At 39.1% G+C, this 20,047-nt stretch carries 18 protein-coding genes and 1 pseudogene; 6 read left to right on the top strand and 13 right to left on the bottom strand.

Annotation, left to right across the window (positions count from 1 at the left end):
* Positions 1-51 precede the first annotated feature (51 nt).
* From ASG85_RS14385 to ASG85_RS14375, 3 genes are read left to right on the top strand one after another with little or no spacing between them, the layout of a single operon-like run.
* Positions 52-930: a carbohydrate ABC transporter permease gene (locus ASG85_RS14385; protein ID WP_156396569.1), complete on the top strand. Its 879-nt coding sequence runs from the start codon at positions 52-54 to the stop codon at positions 928-930.
* Complete coding sequence (locus ASG85_RS14380) at positions 927-1,742, top strand: carbohydrate ABC transporter permease (RefSeq protein WP_060646599.1); 816 nt, start codon at positions 927-929, stop codon at positions 1,740-1,742. The genes ASG85_RS14385 and ASG85_RS14380 overlap by 4 nt, the downstream gene beginning before the upstream one ends.
* A gap of 44 nt (positions 1,743-1,786) precedes the next feature.
* The gene (locus ASG85_RS14375) at positions 1,787-3,982 is read left to right on the top strand and encodes an alpha-galactosidase (protein WP_060646598.1); all 2,196 of its coding nucleotides are present in this window, start codon (positions 1,787-1,789) and stop codon (positions 3,980-3,982) included.
* Between the two features lie 984 nt (positions 3,983-4,966).
* Here ASG85_RS14375 and ASG85_RS37840 read toward each other — a convergent pair.
* The 3 genes and pseudogenes from ASG85_RS37840 to ASG85_RS14360 form a co-directional block, all read right to left on the bottom strand.
* On the bottom strand, positions 4,967-5,140 hold the full coding sequence (locus ASG85_RS37840) for a hypothetical protein (RefSeq protein ID WP_162257256.1): 174 nt from the start codon (positions 5,138-5,140) through the stop codon (positions 4,967-4,969).
* Positions 5,141-5,247: 107 nt separating this feature from the next.
* A pseudogene (locus ASG85_RS14365) lies at positions 5,248-5,454 on the bottom strand (MarR family transcriptional regulator); the annotation flags it as partial.
* 522 nt (positions 5,455-5,976) lie between these two features.
* Positions 5,977-6,375, bottom strand: coding sequence for a MerR family transcriptional regulator (locus ASG85_RS14360; RefSeq protein ID WP_268796109.1), 399 nt, complete (start codon positions 6,373-6,375; stop codon positions 5,977-5,979).
* Positions 6,376-6,629: 254 nt separating this feature from the next.
* On the opposite strand from ASG85_RS14360, the gene ASG85_RS14355 reads away from it, so the two are divergent.
* Positions 6,630-7,775 (top strand): NADH-dependent flavin oxidoreductase, encoded by a 1,146-nt coding sequence (locus tag ASG85_RS14355; protein ID WP_060646595.1) that lies wholly within the window; start codon positions 6,630-6,632, stop codon positions 7,773-7,775.
* 334 nt (positions 7,776-8,109) lie between these two features.
* Positions 8,110-9,312, top strand: a complete 1,203-nt coding sequence (locus ASG85_RS14350; protein WP_060646594.1) for an IS110 family transposase — start codon at positions 8,110-8,112, stop codon at positions 9,310-9,312.
* A gap of 426 nt (positions 9,313-9,738) precedes the next feature.
* On the opposite strand, the gene ASG85_RS14345 is transcribed toward ASG85_RS14350, so the two are convergent.
* The 6 genes from ASG85_RS14345 to ASG85_RS14320 all read right to left on the bottom strand — a co-directional run bounded on the left by ASG85_RS14345 (position 9,739) and on the right by ASG85_RS14320 (position 14,917).
* The gene (locus tag ASG85_RS14345; protein WP_060646593.1) at positions 9,739-10,119 is read right to left on the bottom strand and encodes a YolD-like family protein; all 381 of its coding nucleotides are present in this window, start codon (positions 10,117-10,119) and stop codon (positions 9,739-9,741) included.
* A complete protein-coding gene (locus ASG85_RS14340; protein ID WP_060646592.1) occupies positions 10,116-11,387 on the bottom strand; it encodes a DNA polymerase IV in 1,272 nt (423 codons plus the stop codon). Before ASG85_RS14340 ends, ASG85_RS14345 begins: the two co-directional genes overlap by 4 nt.
* Positions 11,388-11,756 carry a hypothetical protein gene (locus ASG85_RS14335; RefSeq protein ID WP_060646591.1) on the bottom strand — a complete coding sequence of 123 codons (369 nt, stop codon included), beginning with the start codon at positions 11,754-11,756 and terminating at the stop codon, positions 11,388-11,390.
* A gap of 221 nt (positions 11,757-11,977) precedes the next feature.
* The gene (locus ASG85_RS14330; protein ID WP_060646590.1) at positions 11,978-12,796 is read right to left on the bottom strand and encodes a hypothetical protein; all 819 of its coding nucleotides are present in this window, start codon (positions 12,794-12,796) and stop codon (positions 11,978-11,980) included.
* 61 nt (positions 12,797-12,857) lie between these two features.
* Positions 12,858-14,585 carry a TniQ family protein gene (locus ASG85_RS14325; protein WP_060646589.1) on the bottom strand — a complete coding sequence of 576 codons (1,728 nt, stop codon included), beginning with the start codon at positions 14,583-14,585 and terminating at the stop codon, positions 12,858-12,860.
* Complete coding sequence (locus tag ASG85_RS14320; protein ID WP_060646588.1) at positions 14,585-14,917, bottom strand: hypothetical protein; 333 nt, start codon at positions 14,915-14,917, stop codon at positions 14,585-14,587. Before ASG85_RS14320 ends, ASG85_RS14325 begins: the two co-directional genes overlap by 1 nt.
* A 147-nt stretch (positions 14,918-15,064) precedes the next feature.
* Between ASG85_RS14320 and ASG85_RS14315 the strand changes: the two genes are divergently transcribed.
* Positions 15,065-15,409 carry a helix-turn-helix domain-containing protein gene (locus ASG85_RS14315; protein ID WP_060646587.1) on the top strand — a complete coding sequence of 115 codons (345 nt, stop codon included), beginning with the start codon at positions 15,065-15,067 and terminating at the stop codon, positions 15,407-15,409.
* Positions 15,410-15,463: 54 nt separating this feature from the next.
* On the opposite strand, the gene ASG85_RS14310 is transcribed toward ASG85_RS14315, so the two are convergent.
* The 4 genes from ASG85_RS14310 to ASG85_RS14295 all read right to left on the bottom strand — a co-directional run bounded on the left by ASG85_RS14310 (position 15,464) and on the right by ASG85_RS14295 (position 20,037).
* Positions 15,464-16,414 carry a TniB family NTP-binding protein gene (locus ASG85_RS14310; RefSeq protein WP_060646586.1) on the bottom strand — a complete coding sequence of 317 codons (951 nt, stop codon included), beginning with the start codon at positions 16,412-16,414 and terminating at the stop codon, positions 15,464-15,466.
* Positions 16,415-16,538: 124 nt separating this feature from the next.
* On the bottom strand, positions 16,539-18,644 hold the full coding sequence (locus ASG85_RS14305; protein WP_060646585.1) for a Mu transposase C-terminal domain-containing protein: 2,106 nt from the start codon (positions 18,642-18,644) through the stop codon (positions 16,539-16,541).
* Between the two features lie 6 nt (positions 18,645-18,650).
* Entirely contained in the window at positions 18,651-19,400 is a 750-nt protein-coding gene (locus tag ASG85_RS14300) for a hypothetical protein (protein WP_060646584.1), read from the bottom strand.
* A 364-nt stretch (positions 19,401-19,764) separates the two neighbouring features.
* A complete protein-coding gene (locus ASG85_RS14295; RefSeq protein WP_060646583.1) occupies positions 19,765-20,037 on the bottom strand; it encodes a hypothetical protein in 273 nt (90 codons plus the stop codon).
* Positions 20,038-20,047 lie beyond the last annotated feature (10 nt).

Raw genomic sequence — 20,047 nt, 5'->3', positions numbered from 1 at the left:
CTAGGGGGCTGCTGGCGAGCCCCCTAGACTCTCATCGAAAGGATGTCGATTATGCGCATATCCCGGAATTCGCCGATGTGGCTCAATTTGATGTACGTTCCGGCCTTGCTTTTGTTTGCGACGTTTATCGTATATCCATTTTTGAACGGTCTCAAAATTTCATTCACGAATTGGGACGGATTTTCGCAGGATTATAACTGGATAGGCCTTGACAATTACAAACGTTTATTTCAAGACGAGAATATTGGGCTTGTGCTGAAGAACACCTTTATTTACGGTATCGGCAGTACTTTGCTGCAGAATATAGTCGGACTGCTGTATGCGCTCCTGCTCAATCAGCAAATCAAAACAAGAGGAATCACCCGAACGATTGTCTACTTGCCTGTTATCATTAGTCCGCTTATCATGGGCTACATCACGTACTTCATTTTTCAGTATCGCGGGGGCGCTTTAAATGATCTGATCATGCTCTTTGCGGATAAACCGGTCAATCTGCTAGGGGAACCTGCCATCAATGTTTGGATTATCACTTTTGTGAATACCTACCAATATGTAGGGGTGGCGATGATCATCTTTTTGGCCGGTTTGCAATCGATATCCAAGGAGTATTATGAGGCATCCGCTATCGACGGGGCTACGACTTGGCAGAAATTCATCAATGTGACGCTGCCGCTGCTCGCGCCGTCCATTACGATTAATATCTTGGTCAATCTTATCGGCGGACTCCAGCTGTTCGACGTGATTGCCGCCCTGACGAAAGGCGGCCCCGGTTACGCATCGCAATCGTTGTCCTACCTCATGTACAAAACATACTTCAGCTCGCAGGACGCCGGTTATGCCGCAACTCTCGGCAATTTAATGTTCGTGATCATCAGTGTCATCAGCTTCGTATCGCTATCCGCTTTGCGTAAAAGGGAGGTCCAGGCATGAAACCCAAGAACAAATTGGCAACGGCGCTGGCGCTTATTATCTCCTTAATTCATATCGTACCGTTTTATTTATTGATCACGACATCGCTGAAACCGAAGACCGATATAAGCTCCAAATGGCTGCTGCCTAAAAGCATCGATTGGAGCAATTTCACGATTGCGTGGGAACAGGCCCAGTTGGGTCAGGCATTCATAAACAACACCATCATTACCGTTTTTTCGCTGATTTTAATTATTATCGTTGGAGCTTGCGCAGCGTACCCCCTGTCCCGCTACCAAACGAAGCTCAACAAAACGGTATACATGGTGTTCCTTTCCGCGTTGATCCTCCCAGGGCTGACGATTTTGGTTCCCCTGTACCGGATGATGATCGATATTCACGCCATGAATACGTATTGGGGCGTCATTTTACTGCAACTGACTTTCAGTTTGCCCATGACGATTTTCCTCTATACCGGGTTTATCGGCACGATTCCGCGTGAGCTGGACGAGGCGGCGATGATCGACGGCATGGGGCGTTTGCATCTGTTTTTCCGTATCATCCTGCCTCTGCTGAAGCCGATCACGGCAACCGTGACCATTATGACAGGGGTCGGGATATGGAACGATTACCGCTTCTCGTTGTTTTTCATGCAGAAGGCTGAGATGCATACCGTTACCGTCGGACTTGCCTCGTTCTTCAGCAATAACACAGATAATGTCGGTTGGGTGGCCGCCGGATCGCTTATTGCCGCGCTTCCGCTCATCCTGTTGTACTTGTTCCTGCAGCGTTTTTTCATCACTGGACTGGCTTCGGGAGCTGTGAAGGGCTAGTATACGGATATTTTTTATAGAAAAAACAGGAGGATTCATCGGATATGGGAGTAAGGTTTGATGAACAAAACAAAATGTTTCACCTGCAAGCAGGAGATACCAGCTACGTCATGCAAATCATTCGGGACGGTTATGTTGCGCACTTGTATTGGGGACGGAAGGTCAAGGAGTATCGGAATTCCAATTACCTCCAGTATCTCGACCGCGGATTTTCCGGAAATCCGTATCAACATAAAGATGATAGAACCTTTTCACTGGATACGCTGCCCCAAGAGTATCCGGCATACGGGAGTACAGATTACAGGAAGCCAGCCTATCAAGTCCAGCTTGATAACGGTTCGACCGTGACCGATTTAAGATATTATGCCCATTCCATCTATAAAGGCAAGCGTCCATTGGAGGGCCTTCCTTCCACATACGTGGAAAGCGAGAACGAAGCTGAATCTCTTGAGTTAATCATGACCGATGCTGTGTCAGGCTTGAAAGTTGTTTTAACTTATACCGTATTTGAACAGCTGAATGTGATAAGCCGATCCGTGCGATTCGTCAATGAAGGGACGGCAACCATCAAGCTATTGAGCGCCTTGAGTATGTGTGTTGATTTTCGGGATGCCGAGTTTGACTTCTTACATCTCTACGGGGCTCACATAAAAGAACGCTATATAGAGCGGCGCCCCCTGCGTCATGGAATTCAGTCGATCGAAAGTACGAGAGGAGCCAGCTCTCATCAACATAATCCGTTTATTGCCCTATTAAGAAGAGGAACGACGGAAGATACAGGGGAAGTATATGCCTTTAATTTTGTGTACAGCGGGAATTTCCTGGCACAAGCGGAAGTGGATCAATTCAACCATACACGGGTTACGCTTGGAATCAATCCGTTCGATTTCAGCTGGAAACTGGATGCGGGAGAATCGTTCCAAACACCCGAAGCCGTGCTGGTCTATTCGTCGGAAGGCTTGGGGGGCATGTCCAGGACATTCCATCAGCTGTACCGAAACCGTTTGGTCAGGGGCAGTCATCGAAATCAGGAGCGTCCGATTCTGGTGAATAACTGGGAAGCGACTTATTTTGATTTTAATGCCGAGAAAATATTGGATATTGCCAGTGTCGGGCGGGAACTTGGAATTGAGCTGTTTGTTCTCGATGACGGCTGGTTCGGCAAAAGGGACGACGATTTAAGTTCTTTGGGAGACTGGTTTGTGAACCGCATGAAGCTCCCGAAGGGTTTGACGGATTTGGCCAACCGCGTGCGGGATATGGGTTTGCAGTTTGGTCTTTGGTTTGAACCGGAGATGATCTCCGTGGATAGCGAGCTGTACCGCAAGCATCCGGATTGGTGCCTTCATGTGCCGAACCGCGACTCTTCGGAAGCCCGGAATCAACTCATCCTCGACTATTCCAGAGAAGACGTATGCAATGAGGTCATCCGGATGCTGACCAAAATATTGGCTAGCGCCCCGATTTCGTATGTGAAATGGGATATGAACCGCCATATGACCGAAATCGGGTCGGCCACACTTCCCCCGGACAGACAAAGAGAAACGGCACACCGTTATATGTTAGGGTTATACCGCGTCATGGAGACGATCACCTCGTCGTTTCCGGACATCTTATTTGAAAGTTGTTCTGGTGGCGGCGGGCGGTTTGATCCGGGAATGCTCTATTACATGCCTCAGACATGGACCAGCGATAACACCGATGCCGTTTCGCGTTTGAAAATTCAATACGGAACAAGTCTGGTCTATCCGGTTGTATCCATGGGGGCGCACGTCTCGGCTGTTCCGAACCATCAGGTCCATCGCATGACTTCTCTGGAAATGCGCGGTCATGTGGCGATGTCGGGTAATCTAGGCTACGAGCTGGATTTAACAAAACTGACGAATGAAGAGAAGGATATGGTGAAGCGGCAGGTTGCCACGTACAAACAATGGAGACAACTTGTTCAGTTTGGCGACTTTTACCGGCTGCTTTGCCCGTTTGAAGGCAACAATACTGCTTGGGCATTTGTGAATCGGGAAAAAACAGAAGCAATTGTGTTTTATTTCCGGGTACTGGCGGAACCGAATGCGCCGTTTGAAAGTTTCAAAGTCAAAGGGCTGGATGCAGACAAAGCGTACAAAGTAATAGGAACGAACGAAGTGTTTGGCGGAGACGAGCTGGCCTATGCCGGATTGAGTGTGCCGAACGAGCTGAAAGGTGATTTTCAAAGCTATGTATGGCGGTTAACAGCAATATAAAATTGTTATGTGTTCGTTTAGCATGAGGGCAAAGGGGGAACTGCAAGTACTAGCCGTCGGGGAACCTAGGGATATCAGATTTCCGCCTAACGACGAAAGCTTTACATTGCAGGATGAAAAAGCAATTTTGAAAAGTTATTGACCAGGTGGGCTAACACTTCTTGCGTTGCCCTCCCTGTAGGATTTCAAGCGCGCTAAGACCATGAGGTCCGGCGCGTTTTTTGTTTTCAAAAAAAGGAGGGCTTATCCCCCTTATTAACATTGATTTATAGATCACGCTCTTTATGCACTTATGAATTAAGCCAATAAGATGATCTAATCTTGAATTCCAATAATCTCGGCTTTTATTATCATTCTGAAAAGTTTCTAAAATGTATCTTTCTTGATATCAGTAATATCTCTGAATTGATTTAAATCTGATTTTTTAAAGAAGCCTCTGGCCGCAAATTCATCTAATGATCAGATAGCAGAGGAAAATGGCTGGTTCACAGAGGAATTAATTAAAGGGAAAGACAAAGTAACAATTGCATTTGACCCGCGAAATTGCAGTCAAATATTAATTCAGTTAAAGATGCTTCTATATTTTACTGTCAATTGACACCTAAATATCATGAGTATAAGAATTTATGTTTTGATGATGTCAAGTCAATCTTTAATTTGATTGTTTGATCGTTAATCTCATCATAAATTGATTTTTTATAACTCGAATCTTTTTTATGAAATTCTTTAATACTCATCCCAAGCTCCTGTGCAATATTGGATACTTGCACAGATATATTATTATCTAGTTTAAATCTAACGAGTTGTTTAATGTTTTGGATCTTTAGATGCATACGGTGATCACAGTCCTGCAGTACGATATCTTTAATCAAAGATTTAATTTCCCTTTATCACCACATAAATATAGCGAAGTTGCTTTTCAAGTCCGCATATATTATAAATCCTGTAAGAAAGTTTGTCGTGATTGTCATTGAGTCGCTTCACCTAATTTTCAATTCCGTCAAATCCGATGTGTTTGGGTTCAGTTTCTGTATTGGCAAATGCATTAACGATGTCTCTGATTTCGGTTTCCGAATAATCATTTACATTGCCTGCACGCCCATGTGCCAGATCTAAAGGAATGATTTTTCTCCCTGCCGCGTGTACTTCGGTCACCACGTATGTCCATCCGTCCACTGCTTCTTTACCGTAAATGATAGGTACATCCGCTTGATTGGAAGCATCAACGTGATTAACAACGGTGCCTTCCGTCTCAATCAGACAGTAGCGCTTTGACTTAAGCCCACCAACTCTTGGAGTTGCTGTAATCGTAATTCTTTGTCCTCCGATTTTGAAATGAAATTCAAAACATAAAACTCCTTCAAAGATAAATCATATTCCTTCAGCAGAGCTTGTTCCAGTTTGTCGGTTACATTGGAATAGATCTGTGCCAAGGACAACCATATATCTAAAAGGTCTTTTTTAGTTTGCATTTTTAGACCCCCCAATCTATATGAAATATTAGTGCATAGTATTTTCTATTGTATCAAGCTTATACAGAACGGTAAACCCATATCCACTTACTTGAGATCACGATTCTGACGTGCTAAGCCTTCTTTTATCGGTACAACTGAGCAATTCAGGTAGATCCGCAGCATCAAAAAGAACTACTGCCAAAAAATTGACGCTCCATTATGCGCAATATATCCACGAGACTTTTGTAAGCTTATGTGAATAAAAAACAACTCCGAACGTATTTCATTCGGAGTGATTCATTTCTATTGTGTAAATGTCGAAACCATAATATCAACTCTGGTCCCCTCCTTCCCTATAAACCAACCCTGAACATATTATACCATATATTGGTAGTAACATGAGTTCGGGAATGTAAACAGGATGAGTTCTTGTATCAACACTTGGATCCTGCCCGTTACTTTAAGAAAAAAGAGGAGCTGCATTGCTGCAAAGCTCCTCCACTATCGTTTCTCGTTAGCGTAAGTACATTATTTCACAATTTAATCTTCAGACAGGTGACATTTAAAGTTATAATTAGGATTTTTCCTAACTTCTTCTTTCTGAAGTTCATACATTGCTATTTTATAGGTTATTTCTTCCATGTGTTTTAAGCTTTCTTCAATTTTATTCTGCACTTCCAATTTATGCTGCATCAACATTTCTTTTCTTTGCAAGAAGGTAGTATTCCCCAATTCATAAAGATCCTTATATTCTTTTAATTTAGAAAGAGGCATTCCTGTCTCTTTGAGACAACGAATAAAAGAAATCCAATCTATATTTTGTTCGTTATAAACTCTACGACCTTTTTCATCACGAGATATATTTGTTAAAATCCCCTGCTCTTCATAAAATCTAAGCGTCTTTGCAGACACATTTAAATTCTCCACTACATATTTCATTGAATACAACATTTACTCGCCCCTAAGTTACAGTTACTGTAACTAAAATGATATCATAAAGGAGAATGAAAATTCAATAATACTATATATAATCATACGAAAATTAAAACTTGACTTCCTGTTACGTCAACCAAATATACTAAAGTAGAACTTGTAATAAGGGAGAGTTGCGATGGCTCAGAATAACGTATGGTAAAAATAGCAGCCAGACAAACTTTCAACATTAGAAGAATATTTAAGAGAGAGGTTAAGAAATGAATCAAAAATACAGTAGGTTATTTGAATCCTTCACATTCAGAAGCGGAATAACTATTAAGAATAGAATCGTTATGGCACCTATGACAACCTGGTCAGGTAATGACGACCTTACCATTTCGGATGACGAGGTAAAGTATTACAAACTAAGAGTAAATGGAGTAGGACTCGTCATTACAGGTTGTACTCATGTTACACCTAATGGGCAAGGTTTTACGAATGAATTTGCTGGATACAATGATGAATTTATTCCAAGTTTACGAAAATTAGCTGATGCAGCGAAAAGTGGAGGCTCCCCTGCGGTACTACAAATTTTTCATGCAGGTAATAAAGCCTTGCCTGAATTGGATGCAGTTAGTGCCAATGCAATGAAACCCGAGGTTACTGTTTTGGGTCCAAGTGCAGAAACAAGAGAGCTATCACATGAGGAAATCTTGTCGATTATTCGTGCTTTTGGCGACACAACGAGACGAGCGATTGAAGCAGGATTTGATGGCGTCGAAATTCATGGGGCTCATGGATTTTTAATTCAAAATTTCTGGTCGCCAGCGACCAATCAACGGACGGACCAATGGGGAGGAACACTTGAAAATCGCTTGCGTTTTCCATTGGCGATTATTGAAGAAATCAAAAAGGTAATTGAAACACATGCTACAAAGCCATTCATTTTAGGATATCGATTTTCCCCTGAAGAATCATCGAGGGAAGGCGGATTAACAATGGAAGATACATTTGAATTAATTGATCGCCTTATCAAGCAGAATTTAGACTATATCCATGCTTCATTAGATAATGTAGCTTCAAAACCGAAAAACAGCCAAGATGACAAAACACGGCTTGAATTGATTCTTGAAAGAGCAAATGACAAAGTACCTGTGATGGCTGCTGGTTCAATGAGAACCCCAGATGATGCGCTAAAACCTTTAGAATTAGGTTTACCGTTAATCGCGATAGGTCAGGCGTTAATTATGAATCCTCAATGGGTTGAAATGGTCACAAATGGACAAGAGGATAAAATCAATACGGAGTTGAAGGTTTCGAAGCTAAACCAGCTCGATATTCCTGAAAAACTCTGGAATGTAATTCAAGCATTACCGAGTTGGTTTGCGATAGCTAAAGAAGACACCGAAATAGTAAATAAATAAAAAAGTAATGAGGGAACTATGCATATCAAGTAAAGGGGCGCTCCTTGAAGTCGCCCCTTTTTTGTGTGTTTTATTCCACTAATCTGCCCGTTCGTATTATGAGGTCACCAGATATTTCTGGTCGACCTCATTTTTTTGAGGCCGTAAGATAGCGGTAGCCGGGGATCGAACGTATCTGCCCGTGGGACTTGGATCCCGAGAGCTATTCAGTTCATCCCCCCTACTTGTTCAACCATGGTTAGGCTGGTTGGGACATGAATCCCGTATCACATGCGATAGTGTGGAAGACAAGAAGGTTAGGGGTTGCCGGTGAAAATACTCAGGGAGTGATGTCATGAATCCAGTCATTGGTTTGGATGTATCCAAGGGAGAAAGCCATGCACAAGCATTTTTAGATCGTGGAGTACCTCATGGAAAGATCTTTAAGTTTAAGCATGATCTTGAAGGATTAGCGTCTTTTCTGAATTATTTGAGAGGGGTGGAATCCGCTGCAGGAATGCGTCCCTCCATTGTGATGGAAGCAACAGGTCATTATCATAGCCCTGTTGTTCAGTTTCTAGATGAGCATCAGTATCTGAATATCGTCATTAATCCTTTAATCTCACATAACGCCAAGAAAACCAATTTGCGACGATTGATGACGGATGCCGCTGATGCCCATCTTTTGGGAGCGTTGTTCTATAAAGAAGAGTTTGAACCCTACAAAAAGCGGGGTCAGCATCTCATGAATTTACGCTATCTAACACGCCAACATGAATCTTTAACGGGAATGTATGTCCAAGCTAAACTACAGTTTCAGGCTATTCTGGATCAAGTTTTTCCTGAATATCATGGCGTGTTTGGTGACCTTTATTCAAAGGTTTCCCTTCGATTTCTGGCTTTACACCCAACGTCTAAAGAGGTTCTGGAACTGGATGAGAAGGAGATTGCAGCAACAATCGGGCGCCTTACAGGACGTGGCAAATCGGCTTTATGGTGTCTAGAGCGCGCTCAAATCTTAGTAGCAGCAGCAAGGAGAAATCCCTTTAAGGAGACGGCTTTTCCAAGTCATCTGATCTCCATGCAGCTGCTCATCAAATTGCTTCTTCAATACCAAGACCATCTTGCAGACCTAAATAAATCGATAGAGGCCCTAGCTGAAGCGTTACTTGAATATGATTTAATCCAATCGATACCCGGGATTGGCACTAAAATTGCTGCAACAATTTTAGCTGAGATCGGGGAAATCGATCGGTTCAATCACGCTAAGAAACTTGTTGCCTTTGCTGGTATAGATCCAAGTGTTTTTTCTTCAGGCAAGTTTACAGCAACCATAAATAAAATAACTAAGCACGGTTCTAGGAGGCTTCGTACTGCCCTATATCAAGCTGTACGATGTGGTATTCGTAGTAATAGAAATAAAAAACTAAGAGCTTATTATGATAAGAAGCGTGCTGAAGGAAAGCTGTTCAAAGTAGCGATAATTGCTTGTGTGAATAAACTCATCCACTGGATTTTTGCCATCTTAACTACTAAGGAAGCGTTCCGTTTAGAGTAAGCGCAAGAAATAGAAATATATGGAATGTCTTTCCGTGCTTTATGGGACGGTTCTTTCCCATGCACTTTTTTAAGTATACCATCTCATGAATCCGCCATTAATAATTAAATATTGACAAGCTATTAGCTGGAATAGCTTAACGCCACTTGCCAGTCTACAACTATATTTTTCAGACTAACATTTATCTTCTCAAGACAATAATGCCAATCGAATGATTTCCAAAGCTAATGCGAAATTAAAACAAAAACAAGCCCAAGGGATGCTTTCCCTTGGGCTTGTTCACCAGTGCTTCTGAATTTAAGGATACATTAATATAATTAACCATTAGTTGTAAATAACTAATTTATCTTATTTATTGGATGTGATTGAATTATAATCCTAAGCGCTTGGTAATTTGGTTGAGGTGAGAATTATTAAATGATTATTCTACGGATCAATCATCTCATTTTCTGTCCATTCTTTACTTAGCTCCGCCTTCAGTACATCTTGAAATCTGATCCAGTCCCAATCCTCTACCCCGCTGAACGGATCAACGGTATCCAATCGAAATTCTCCATGCTTGCTGCGCGTCACTATACCCGAAACAGTGCGTGACTGGTATTTGTCATATATCGTGAGTTGTACAGTTCTTTTGTATATTTGGGACTGGCTAAGTGCAGCAGAAATGAAATGAATTTCTTGCTCATCGAGTGCTTGTCGCTGAATGTATTGCTTTTCTTTCTGACCTCTTATTGCGGACTCTTTATGTTGAGGAAGCATCATACGACTTGATTCCCATAGACCATTCATTTCTAGTTTTTTGCTCATCTATAATGCCCCCCAATTTTACCGGCCCTGTCCGTTGCCAATCCTGCTTTCATAAGACTCGAAGCACGAATGATTGCTGTATTACCAAAACGGTCCTTTATGCCATCCACTACACGATCCAGCTCACGCAATTTCGTCACATCTTCGAACAGGTCAAGTTGAGTAACATCTTCCTCTGCAAGAGTTCCAAGTGTAACGCCTACCTTTCGCACAGGCAATCCGTTCCAATTGCGACGAAATATTTCGCGCACCGAGTTGTAAACTTTTAAGGTATGATTCGTATTCATTGGCATCTTACGTTGTTGACTGAAACCGGTTGGAGAGTCATAAGGTGAACACATACAGAAAACGTGAACTGTCCCGCTTGTAAACCCCTTTGATCTAGCATCGCGGCACACTTCTTCCGTTAATTCCAAAAGTACTATGTCAACCTCTTCAACTGTCAAATAATCGCGAGGAAGCGTCATAGCGTGACCTATCGACTTTGGTGCGATATCAAACGTTCCAGGCGTAACCGGACTATCGTCTAGTCCGTTTGCCGTTCTCCACATTACTTCCGCTTGAATATCCGATTGCTTTCCAAATCGTGCACGAAATTTCTGTTTTAGTGTCGCTAGTGGGGTTCTAGCCACATGACCTATCGTGGTCATACCAAGTGCGACAAAGTGGCGCGTCATTCGTGAACCAACTCCGTACATCTTATCGATGGATAACGGCCACAGGAATCGCTCAACGTCATCTTTGCCTAGCGTAAATATTCCACTGGCATTTTTTTTTGCGAAATTATCAGTTGCCTGCTTTGCAAGTATTTTAGTTGGTCCAATTCCTACTCGAATTCGAACGTTCATTGATGCAGCAACTTTCTGTTGAATCATAACTGCCAATTCATCTGGCGTACAACCGAAATGATTGAGTGAACCGGTCACGTCCAAGAACTGCTCATCGATTGAAAATACCTCTACGAGATCAGTATATTTTTCGTATATACCTGTTATCGCGAGCGATACGTCTATATAGCGCTGCATGTGCGGACGCATTACAATAGCATTTGGGCAAAGTTGTAAGGCCTCACCAAGACGCTGGGCTGTAGTAATGCCAAAGCTTTTAGCGATAGGACATGCCGCCAAAATAATTCCTGATCTCCTGGCCGGATCCCCAGCTACAACAACAGGCAAATTATCAAGGCCTGGATGAGTAGCCTTTTCAACGCTTGCATAGAATGACTGACAATCTGAAAGGAATATTGTTCTTTCACATTTTTTGCTCATCTAAACGCGCCTCCGCATGTTCATCAGCATAGTCATTAGTTCTGCTTTAACCAAGCTTCTAAGCATTGTGAAATAATAGATGTAACCACGGACTTTGTATTCTACGTTAATACCGACTGCATTCGTAGTTGTGTTAAGCACTTTGATATCTCTCTTCTTCATACTGTTCTTAATACTTTGTAATTGGGGGTAAATAGCGCTCTCCATCTCTTTCAAATAATAGAGAACATGATTATAAACAATTTTATCTTTGTAAATTTTCAGCTCCTCCATGTCCCTGGTTAACATATCGAGCAAAATCGGTAATAGCGTATATTCTTTAATAATTTGAACATCCTCTTCATTCTCAGTTCTTGATAAAACACTCATTATACTCACCACTAACACAAACATACGTTCGTGTTATTCATTATATACCGAACACGTATTCGCTATACAAGTACTAAAAAATAAAAAAATCCCCCACAGGCCATTTTCGGCCAATGAGGAATATATTTTCTATTTCATCGATATCAAAATAAAACCATCGAGGCATACAGCCCTCATGGCGATATATCCCGCATGAAACGGTATCGATGCAGTTCAGCCTCTCAAGATAACTGACTTAGCTTAGAAAGTCTTCTTACTTTTGAATCCCAATATCTACGTCTAGCATTTTCAGAGCGCATAGTCATGAGATGATAACTTTCTTGGATATCTAAAGTTTTTCTGAATGAATTCAGATCTGACTTCTTCAAGTATCCTCTTGCCGCGTATTCTTCTAATATCATGTAATCAACCCTTGCACAATGAACTAATACATTCGGTCCGAATAATTGTAGGACATGTGCTGCTTGGAATCTTTCCAATGTCTTAATTAAAGAAAGTGAACCTGTTTTTATCGGGATATTACTCGATATATGAAAAAGGTCCATATTTACAGCTTGCTTCCTTTCTCTCTCCCAAGCATTATTTAAAACGCTTTTTCTTAGATGCATATCTTTCCAAACACTAACTTTATTACTAAGTGACATAGAAAGATAATGATTGTATTCATCCAAAGGGTTATGACATTCATCCCGTCCTACACGATTAGGGGTATATCTAACATAACTTTTACCAGGAGTGCATAACCGTTTAAGCTCTACTTCCTGTTCTTGTGATAATAAATCTCCATTTATTGAAGCAATTTTAGGAAGGATTCCAAGATCATATAGGTACTCATTCATTTCAATGAAATTATACTCGTATGTTTTATTTATTTGGAATTGTCCAACCACCCCTATGCTTGTCCAAACCATCCGTTTCCTTCTTAAAGCTGATTGCTTATCACGAATTAGACATTTTAGCACATTAGATTTTTCTTCGAGATGCTTTAATTCTCTGTATGCACCTGATTGAATAAAAGCCTCTATTCCTAATATTGTCAAGCTGATCACACTCCACCTTTAAGTCAATTAGTATCAGTAACTTAAATCACCCTTGCCTTCCTTATATCTGCCCAGCATTCGATTTCCATGTTAATAAAGCTTCTTGAATTCTCAATTTAGTCGTTTCTTTGTATAAAAATCTAGTCCTCCCATCCTTATAGTGACTAATAATATCCGGCTGTATGTTATGTTCTTCGAGCAAACGACGAAGTCGTTTTTCTCCAATCTTAAATGCTTTAAGCAAATCAGAATAAAAATAGCCACGCTCTTTTTGTTTACTTATTTTAAGATCTATCAAACATTTATGAATCTCATCGTTTTCAAAAAACAAGTCACGAAGTGTTACCTTAGAGCTTAAACGAACTGGTGTTAGCCTACCGGATAAAATAAATTGTAAAAGTGATGTAATTGATAAGTTATACACTGTGTACTTAATTAAGGCATTATGGAAATTTATGCAATCAGTCGAAATGATTCTTACTAATCGGCCTCTGCATCGTGTAACGAGTTGATTAACTTCATCCAGATTTATCCGTTTTGATTTCCCCGAGTAGTTCAAACTTATTTGCAGCAAATTAGAGCGAATGAGACTTTCTATTGAAGCAGCGTGAATACCAAGGATAAGCGAGGCTTCTTTTTTTGTAATCCATCTTTTCTCTTCCTCAAGATACTTATTCAGGGTAGTCTGATCAACATAAAATTCATTCTTCTTACTCTGATTCATTAGAACCAAGTTGTTCTTTGTTAGTCGAAACAATTTCCCATAAGTAACCCCCTTTTCAATCTTAACCTCCTCACGGCGGATTACTTTTCGTTTCTGAAGTAACTCAGGCTCCTCCCTAAACACCCCAAAATCTCGCCTAATTACACCGCATTCCAATTTCTGAATACAATAATTATGAAATGCCTCTCTTATTTCAGAAAAACAACCGCGTTTGACTAATTTCTCAAAGTTCTGAAATGCGCCATATCTTTTCATACCTTTAGTCTTCGACAGAAATAAATCAAGCACATGGAAAAAATGAATTGGGAACTTGGCATACATCCAGTCGGCATTAGAAAAGGCTATAGCATGATTCAAACTGTTTTTCGTCTTACTTTTGCGATTATGGAAAATATCTAATGTCTCATGAGAAAAACCTGTGAAATCAGTTAACCCGTCTAAGAACATAAAGCTGGCGAACACTAATTCTAAATAGTCATTAGCTTGCAGTTCAAAAATAGCTGATTTTTCTTTATGAATTAGGGTTGTTGCAAGGCTTAATTGCGAACCCGAAAAGACATCACACTGAATATGATCCAAATTAATTCGATTAAGTCTCGATAAACAAAACTTACAACGTCGCTGAATAAAATCGTACAGGTCTAAGGGCTGGTTGCAGCTGCAGCAACCTTCCTGAAGTAATACAAAATGTTTAGTACACATCCTTAAAGGTAAGATACACCACTCTAGGCGATGATAAAAATTTTCTTGAACACACAGAGGACAGAATTTGAGATTATTTTTTTGAATTATCTTATTGTACCAAGACTGGTTTAGAGGTAATAGAATGCGATTTGTATTATTTATAGAAATACTTTCTACAATCGAAACCCATGGGCAAATTTTCAACAAGACTTGCTCCGATATTTCATTATTCAGTAGTTGTGCGTGTGTCAGTTCAATATCCCTTAAGTAGTTTGAATTAGGCATAAAAAAATTTGCTTTAAATAAACGAAATAAATAACCAGATATACTCTCATCATGAAAATGTTTCGGACGTTTTGGCATAAGAGAATTCAAATCCATTACATTCTCTTCCTTTTACGTGCTTTCAATTGTTTTTTTATATTATCCAGTAGCTGATAATACTCATCTAGCTTTTCACCATCGACTTTATAATGTTGTATTTGGAGAGCAATATCTAAACAACCATTCTCCAAAGTGATTAAGAGATAGTCTTCATTAGCTGTGTCGACGAACACCTTTAGTATTCGAGTATTTGATGACAATTGAAACCATTGATTGCGTACCGCCCAATGACAGGAATAATACTTGTCCTTGTATTTAATACCTTTTTCCGTTATTTCTGACAACGCAGGAATGAACAAGCTAATAATATCGTCTTTTTTAGTCTCCATATGAATTCCTCCTATGAATCTATTAATACTAGAGTTACCATTACACATCAAATTGATACGTATACATAACATTTTTTTTTTTTTGTTATTTATGCAAACATGTTTTTCTACTCAGATGTTGTCTAAACTTTTTATGAGGTGTAGACAATGTCCGATCGAGATCAGGTACTACTTGGAAAACGGATTCGTGATTTAAGAAAAGCAAGAGGGTACTCTCAAGAATATCTAGCTGAGATTTCCGGGTTTCATTACACCTACATCGGTGGTCTAGAACGTGCTCAAAAGAATGTTACTCTAGCTAATTTAATAAAAATTGCTAATGCGCTAGAAGTTGGAGTTTATGATTTATTTGAATACACTAAGTTAAAATCTTCTGGAGATAAAAAATCTTCTGACATTGAGAAGATCATTGATGTACTAATTAAACTCCCAAGTAGAGATGTAAAAAAAATCAAAGACTTTGTATACAACATGTTTGAAGAAAAGATATAAGCGGTGGCAATTATGCCACCGCTTATATCTTTTCAACCAAAAAAGTAAGACCACTTACGCGGAGTCTTCTTCTTTTGATTCTAGTTCATCAGCCAGAATTTTAGCCATATCGTTATCAGCAAACTCTCCAATAATATTTTTTTGAGCTTCTGCTATGACTGTCCCATCTAATTTCTTCAAAATATTAAAATCATTAAAGTCCTCCTCCATAACTCCAATAATATCGAAAGCTTCCCTTAGTATAGGTTTAATCCATCCAACTAACCCTCCAGTAAGTTCGTAAATTAGCTCAGAAAAAATATTTTCATCTTTAGACCAATCCAGTAGCCCTGGAGGTGGAGAAAGTTCAACTTCAATATTTTTAATGAATTCTCTAAACGAGTCATCACACTTCTCAAAATGCTTTAAAACTGTTTTAGGATATCGTCGGATGTGTTGGGTATTCAGGGTTCTAAGCTCTTCAATAGCAAGAGTCCCAACGCATACTAAACAAACATCCGCCGAGTTTGCAATATCTTTAATATTCTCCATGACAGCCTTTCGCTGGACAAAAGTCGAAGCTAATAAGTAATCAAGCTCATCAATAATAAGCATTTCAACCTTTAATTCCTTCATCATTTCGAAAGCTTGTGTTTTTATTCGATCAACATCCGCATTACGAGCAGGCATACCCATAGCCTTAAGAATGTTATTGTAGAAACCTTTGTATGTGAAGGGAACAGGAAGGGTCATATAGATTACAGGTTTAATATCAGTTTCTGTCTCTTCCTCATCTACGACAGTCCAACCCTTATTCTTTTTCACATATTTTTTTAAGGTCATGGATTTTCCAGCCCCAGACTTTCCCTCAATGAATAAATGTATGGGGGAATCATCGCTCAGTACCCCTGCTCTTTTATTTCCACGATTTTTATCCAATCTTTTCCATATTCTTTTGACCTCATCATGTTCAATAAATAAGTTACTAATTCGATTCTGAAACTCTTTATGCAGTTTACTCGTCATAGGCACTTAATCACTCCTTGTAAATAATTTTTAAAAGCATTGCCTAAATATTATTGTGTTATTCTCCTTTTAGTCTTCTTTCTCTTGATAGTTAAAATAAAAGAGGCACTTTGGCCTCTGCACTTTACTTTCCTGTACCATTACGTTGGTTATTGTATTTTTCAATTAAACTTTGAGCTTTAGACGGTGTAGTTCTTTTTAGAGGCTCAACTGAAGATAAGGATACAGACAAAGTACCTCCTTTATTTAATATATGTTTTCTCATTGAGGCATTTTTGTTCACCATTTTTTCAAATCGCTCTTGAATTAATCTCTTTCCCTCAATAATTTGATCAGTACCTAGTATTTGTCTTTTGTTGATTTTACCTGTCGCAATTAATTCTTTACGAATCGCTTTATAGAGATCTCTGCTCATACCTTGTACTTGCTCAGCAGGTGGAGAAATGGATGGCACTTCTATATAAACCTGATTGGTTGAATCCAAAATATAAATTTTAGAAATATCACGCACATCAAACTTAATCTTTACGTTTTTCTTCAGTCGTGTATTAACAAAACGACTGGTCTCTGGAGAAGCATATCTTACATTTTCCTCCCGAATCCCATCCTTATCGTAAGACTTCATGTCCACTGGAAGTAACTTAATCAAGTAACTTTCCTCTTGATTAGCTGGAATACTTGGAGGGTAGCCCATTATATTAATAGCCTGATGAAATCGCACAGCAGGGGTGTCTTGATCAAGTGGTAAGCCCCTATGCGTATCAAAATGGTAAACATCAACAAAATAACGAACAAGCAGTTCGGTTAAATCACTTAGAGTTAGGATAGCTTCTTTTTTAGCTGCTTGACGCTCCTCTACGCTATTCCCTTTACTATAGAATCCCAATAATTGATCTAAAAACTCATCATTGATTGTTCTAAAAAATCTTTCAATTATTCCCCCATAACGAGGAGTAGCTACAGGTCTATATCTCACTTCTGCATGTAGTTCATCTTCAATCATGCTTTTTACAAATGTATTGTTAAACTCAGGTCCGTTATCCATATATATAACAGTTGGGATTCCATGCATCTCCCAATCATTAATTGTTCCATACATTTCTTTAGCTCGTTTCAGACATATACCATTGTAAATAGCGCACATTACTTTATGACCAGATGGACTTTGAAAAGAGAGGTCAAAACCCCAAATCATCCTGGTATACACATCAATAGCAAGAGTTAGCCATGGCTCACCAAGATCACTACCAGTTGTCTCATCAATCAATTTTATAGGAAGTTTAACATGATCAATTTCAATAACATTAAGTGGGCATCTGGCGAAATACCCTGAAACTCTTTGTGTTACTGGATCATGATATTCAGCCTCCATAATCCCTTTCGATAACCTATCATAAATTTGTACATTAATTCTTTTAACCATTTTATAAACAGTATCGTAAAGTAGCGGATCTAATTTCTGGGCAGAACATAAAATCTCCAAATCAGAATGCAGATGAGTGATTTTCCTTCTTTTTTTTGATAAGAAGCGCTTGATTCCTTTCTCGATTAGTGGAACATATTCTTCATTCTCAACCCTGCAGTATATTGTATCTAGGATGATTTCATCCTTTTTAGGATGAAGAATTTGGATAGCTTTCTCATCCTCCCTAGAATGAGCATTATAATAGGCTTTTGAGATAAGGCCTTCAACTCCAAAGTTTTCCCTGTTGTTTTCAGACTCATAGTAAGCTTGTAGATATCTCTCCAATTGTCTTGGTGATATTTTCTTATCTCCACTTTCCTTTGAATTCTTGGAAACCCGCGCCAATAGTTCTTTTTTAGTTAATTTAGTAATTGTTTCATTACCCTTTAGATATCCCTTATATATTTCATTAAAGGAATTTAAAGCGTACATATCCCCTTGTTTAGCTTTATCGTACAGAAGTATCGGCTTGATCAAATTGAGCCGCAGCACGGTCTTCCTTTTTCTATCTGGAATTAAGGTATCTAACATGAATGTTACTTTTTTTTCAACGTTAGATTCATTTTTAGCAGATATCTTCACGACTTTATCTGGGCCTTTAAATGTAAGATCCTCAAGTAAGGTAATGTAATTAATTTCCCTTATTTTTTTATCGCCTTCTTCACGATAGTAAAATATATTCGGTGCTTGGATATCATGAACGATGAACTTGACACCATTCAAGTAGAACTCATCATCAATTGCTAATGGATTATGTAACTTCATACTCGCCTACCCCCTCTCAATTAATAAATTAATATCATCGAAAATAGTTCCCAACGAAACTTCACTTGAATGGTCAATTTTTTTATTTATGTTTGTCGACAGTGAGCCAGCTGCAATTAAATGAAATATTAGAGGTAGCACATGTCGATAATCTACTTTTGGTTCAAAACTTTTCGCTAACCGAATCACTTCTACTTTATGAAGGTATTTTACTCGACGATTAACTTCAGGAATTAAATCAGAAAAATACTCCCTTGGCCGCAAATAATTCACTAGCCATAGAATATTTTCCTTTATGATCTCTGGTATTGTTACCTTTGGATTTACCAAACTATATTCCCAACCTTGTTCTTTGGCGAAATCCTCACAAGCCTTAAAAAGATTGAGTTTCTGCTCAACCTTCTTATTTCCACCCTTGATCTGAATCAAATTAGGTCTTAAACCATCTCTGAAAGTAAGAACATCTGGCACGTGTCCTTCTTCTTTTAGTAAATGATCTTTAGTTAATCTATTTATTGGAACGATAACTGGCTGCTCATAGTACCTAATTGTCAGCGGATCAAGTTCCAGTAAATAGTAAAAAAGGCACTCTCCCCAAAACGATTCGTATTGAACCCCGCGGTTCATTTTATGGCTGTAAATAGTCCCAATTAGATGCTCAAATTCTCGGCTCCCTTTATTAGAGACATTTCGTTTCCGCGAGTATAACTTATCCTCTTTGCTCCAATCTTTTTTAGTACTCCAGTTGTAGTCCATTTACCAACCCCCTGAAAAATGACAGAATATGTTCCAGTTATGAATACTTTTCAGTATTACTCAAAATCTTGGAAATAAACGTCGCTATGGTGAAGTAACAAAAAACCTCAATTAATCAGGTTCTCCTGAAAAATTGAGGGCTTTAACAAGCTCTTATTTACAAGAGCCATTATTTTTCATGTCAGCGTTAGAGAGAGCGCCTGGCTCCCCTTAATATCCTTACTTTGAATATCAGTTCGTGAAATCTGCTTTTTTAAAACTTCAATACATCATTGAAAGGTCTAATTTATACCTGAATAACTCCAAAACATTACTTATCTTAATATTAAGATTTACGCTTTATTTCAAAAAGATTTCATTTCAACTATAATAACTCTCCAAATCTCAACTTCACATATATATTTGGATTTTTAGTTTTCCATTCATATTCTTCGAAATTCAAATATTTTTCCCTCCCATTCACAGTTAATATTGCAACAAACGTATCACCATTATCCTTGATTTGTGATTTCCATTCATTATTTATTATTCCTTTGCCAATGTAATCATACTTATCACTCTCATTAACCATCCTAATGTAGGTATTAATCAATCCGATAAAATTCTTTTTATAATACTCCTCTAGTCCTATACTCATAACACCATAC

Origin of the sequence: Paenibacillus sp. Soil724D2 (genome assembly GCF_001427935.1) — a bacterium.
Taxonomy (GTDB): domain Bacteria; phylum Bacillota; class Bacilli; order Paenibacillales; family NBRC-103111; genus Paenibacillus_E.
This window is presented reverse-complemented; position numbering and strand designations above follow the sequence as displayed.

Bases quoted from the DNA above. Each gene is read 5' to 3' on its own strand.
- ASG85_RS14310 (WP_060646586.1), bottom strand. From the start codon at position 16,414: ATGACGAGTAAACTGCATAAAGAGTTTCAGAATCGAATTAGTAACTTA.
- ASG85_RS14325 (WP_060646589.1), bottom strand. From the start codon at position 14,585: ATGGATTTGAATTCTCTTATGCCAAAACGTCCGAAACATTTTCATGAT.
- ASG85_RS14345 (WP_060646593.1), bottom strand. From the start codon at position 10,119: ATGAGCAAAAAACTAGAAATGAATGGTCTATGGGAATCAAGTCGTATG.
- ASG85_RS14385 (WP_156396569.1), top strand. From the start codon at position 52: ATGCGCATATCCCGGAATTCGCCGATGTGGCTCAATTTGATGTACGTT.
- ASG85_RS14320 (WP_060646588.1), bottom strand. From the start codon at position 14,917: ATGGAGACTAAAAAAGACGATATTATTAGCTTGTTCATTCCTGCGTTG.
- ASG85_RS14340 (WP_060646592.1), bottom strand. From the start codon at position 11,387: ATGAGCAAAAAATGTGAAAGAACAATATTCCTTTCAGATTGTCAGTCA.
- ASG85_RS14355 (WP_060646595.1), top strand. From the start codon at position 6,630: ATGAATCAAAAATACAGTAGGTTATTTGAATCCTTCACATTCAGAAGC.
- ASG85_RS14300 (WP_060646584.1), bottom strand. From the start codon at position 19,400: ATGGACTACAACTGGAGTACTAAAAAAGATTGGAGCAAAGAGGATAAG.
- ASG85_RS14350 (WP_060646594.1), top strand. From the start codon at position 8,110: ATGAATCCAGTCATTGGTTTGGATGTATCCAAGGGAGAAAGCCATGCA.
- ASG85_RS14315 (WP_060646587.1), top strand. From the start codon at position 15,065: ATGTCCGATCGAGATCAGGTACTACTTGGAAAACGGATTCGTGATTTA.
- ASG85_RS14295 (WP_060646583.1), bottom strand. From the start codon at position 20,037: ATGAGTATAGGACTAGAGGAGTATTATAAAAAGAATTTTATCGGATTG.
- ASG85_RS14335 (WP_060646591.1), bottom strand. From the start codon at position 11,756: ATGAGTGTTTTATCAAGAACTGAGAATGAAGAGGATGTTCAAATTATT.
- ASG85_RS14360 (WP_268796109.1), bottom strand. From the start codon at position 6,375: ATGAAATATGTAGTGGAGAATTTAAATGTGTCTGCAAAGACGCTTAGA.
- ASG85_RS14380 (WP_060646599.1), top strand. From the start codon at position 927: ATGAAACCCAAGAACAAATTGGCAACGGCGCTGGCGCTTATTATCTCC.
- ASG85_RS14305 (WP_060646585.1), bottom strand. From the start codon at position 18,644: ATGAAGTTACATAATCCATTAGCAATTGATGATGAGTTCTACTTGAAT.
- ASG85_RS14375 (WP_060646598.1), top strand. From the start codon at position 1,787: ATGGGAGTAAGGTTTGATGAACAAAACAAAATGTTTCACCTGCAAGCA.